The organism is Streptomyces hygroscopicus subsp. hygroscopicus, assembly GCF_001553455.1.
In the GTDB taxonomy this organism is placed as follows: Bacteria; Actinomycetota; Actinomycetes; order Streptomycetales; family Streptomycetaceae; genus Streptomyces; species Streptomyces hygroscopicus.
The window spans coordinates 1-2,624 of record NZ_BBOX01000142.1 but is presented as its reverse complement, the minus strand read 5'-3'; the positions used below and the strand labels follow the sequence as shown (position 1 = coordinate 2,624).

At 72.5% G+C, this 2,624-nt stretch carries 1 protein-coding gene; it reads right to left on the bottom strand.

Translation table 11 applies throughout. The annotated features are described in order from the left end of the window. Positions 1-2,624: type I polyketide synthase (locus AXW62_RS16920; protein ID WP_159060894.1), on the bottom strand; the 2,624-nt coding region annotated here is incomplete at both ends.

Below are 2,624 nucleotides of genomic sequence, written 5' to 3'. Positions count from 1 at the left end.
CATCACCTCGGTGAGCGGGCGGTCGAGCACCATGTCGAGATGCGCGCACACCTCGTCCAACGCCTGGGCGAACACCGGGAACGCCTCGTACAGCTCCCGGCCCATGCCCAGGCGCTGCGCACCCTGGCCGGAGAACAGGAACGCCGTCTTGTGCTCGGCCCGCGCCACGCCCTGGATCAGCGTGGCCGCGTTCCTGCCCGCCGCCAGCGCGTCGAGTCCGGACCGGAACTGCTCCAGCTCCTCGGCGACCACGACGGCGCGGTAGGGCAGGGCGGAACGGGTCGTGGCCAGTGAGTAGCCGATGTCGGCGACATCAGTGGTGTGCGCGGTACGCACACCGGCGAACTCGCGCAGTCGCCCGGCCTGAGCGCTCAGGGCGTCGGGACTGCCGCCGGAGAGCAGCCACGGAACCACCGCGATACCGGCCGGCGAACCGGTGCTCTCGCCGCCCGTCTCCCGCGACGGCGGCTCGACGGCGTCGGCGGCCTCGATGATCGTGTGCGCGTTGGTGCCGCTGATCCCGAAGGACGACACGGCCGCCCGGCGCGGGTGCTCCGTCTCCGGCCACGGGGTGGACTCCTGCAGCAGGGACACGGCGCCGCTGGTCCAGTCGATGTGCGGCGAGGGCTCCTCCGCGTGGAGCGTCTTCGGCAGCACCCCTGCACGCATGGCCATCACCATCTTGATGACCCCGGCCACACCGGCGGCCGCCTGCGTGTGCCCGATGTTCGACTTGATGGAGCCCAGCCACAGCGGCCGGTCCTCCGGCCGTCCCTGACCGTAGGTGGCCAGCAGCGCCTGCGCCTCGATCGGGTCACCCAGCGAGGTGCCCGTGCCATGGGCCTCCACCGCGTCCACCTCGACGGCGGACAGGCCCGCGTTTTCCAGGGCCTTGCCGATCACGCGCTGCTGCGCCGGGCCGTTCGGGGCCGTCAAGCCGTTGGACGCGCCGTCCTGGTTGATGGCCGAGCCCCGTACGACGGCCAGCACCTGGTGGCCGTTGCGCCGGGCGTCCGACAGCCGCTCCACCAGCAGCAAGCCCACGCCCTCGGACCAGCCGGTGCCATCGGCCTCGGCGGAGAACGCCTTGCACCGTCCGTCCGGCGACAGCACACGCTGGGTGCTGAACTCGACGAACGTGCCCGGCGTGGCCATGACCGTCACACCGCCGGCCAGCGCCATGTCGCACTCGCCCTGGCGCAGCGACTGGCAGGCCAGGTGCAGGGCGACCAGCGACGACGAGCACGCGGTGTCCACCGTCATGGCCGGACCCTCGAAGCCGAAGGTGTAGGAGAGGCGGCCGGAGGCGACGCTCGACGCGCTGCCGAGTCCGAGATAGCCCTGCACACCGTCCGGCGCGCTGTCGGCCCGGCCGCTGTAGTCCTGGTAGTTCGAGCCGATGAAGACGCCCGCCTGGCTGCCGCGCAGCGTCGCCGGGTCGATGCCGGCGCGCTCGAACGCCTCCCAGGACGTCTCCAGCAGCAGCCGCTGCTGGGGGTCCATGGCCAGGGCCTCACGCCGTGAGATGCCGAAGAAGTCCGGGTCGAAGTCGGCGACGTTGTCGAGGAATCCGCCGGTGCGGGCATAGGTCGTGCCCGGCTTGTCGGGGTCGGGGTCGTACAGCCCCTCGAGGTCCCAGCCACGGTCCTCGGGGAATCCGGAGATCGTGTCGACTCCGGCGTGCACCACGTCCCACAGCTGCTCAGGGGTCCGCACACCGCCCGGGAACCGGCAGCTCATCGCCACGATCGCGATGGGCTCGTCCCATGATTCCGGCCGGGCCGGCGCCGTCTCGGCGGCGCCGGCCTCCTCGGTGCCGAACATCTCCCCGTGCAGGAACCGTGCCAGCACCGTGGGCGTGGGGTAGTCGAAGACGAGGCTGACCGGCAGCCGCAGCCCGGTCGCCGCGCCGATCCGGTTGCGCAGTTCGACGGCGGTCAGCGAGTCGAAGCCGAGGTCGCGGAAGGCGCGGTCCGACGCGACCGCGTCCACGCTGTCGTGAGCGAGGACATCGGCGGCCTGGGCCCGCACCAGGTCCCGCAGCGCCCCTTCCCGCTTCTCCCGGGGCATGGCTGCCAGCCGGTCGTGCAGTTCCGCCCGCCCGGGGACGGCGCCGCCCGCCGTGGGCTGGTTCCCCGTGATGGCGCTCCGCGCGCTCCGCAGTTGGCGGAAGAGGGGGGTGTCGGCGGAGTCCGCTTCGAAGCGTGTCCAGTCGATGTCCGCGACCACGAGGAACGTCTCGTCGTGGTCCAGGGCCTGCCGCAGCGCGGAAATGGCCGGCTCGGGGGACATGGCCAGGATGCCCGATCGGCTCATCTGCCGGTCGATCTCACCCGTGACGAGGCCGCCTCCGGCCCAGGCGCCCCAGGCGATGGACGTGGCGGGGAGGCCGTCCGCGCGCCGCTGCAGCGCCAGCGCGTCCAGATAAGCGTTGCCCGCCGCGTAACTCCCCTGCCCCGGCCCGCCCATCGTGCCCGCCGCCGAGGAGAACAGCACGAACGCCGACAGGCCCATCCCGGCGGTCAGCTCATGCAGATTCCGCGCCGCGGCCACCTTCGGACGCAAGACCCCGGCCGCCCGCCCCGGTGTCAACGCATCCAGCACACCGTCGTCCAGCACACCAG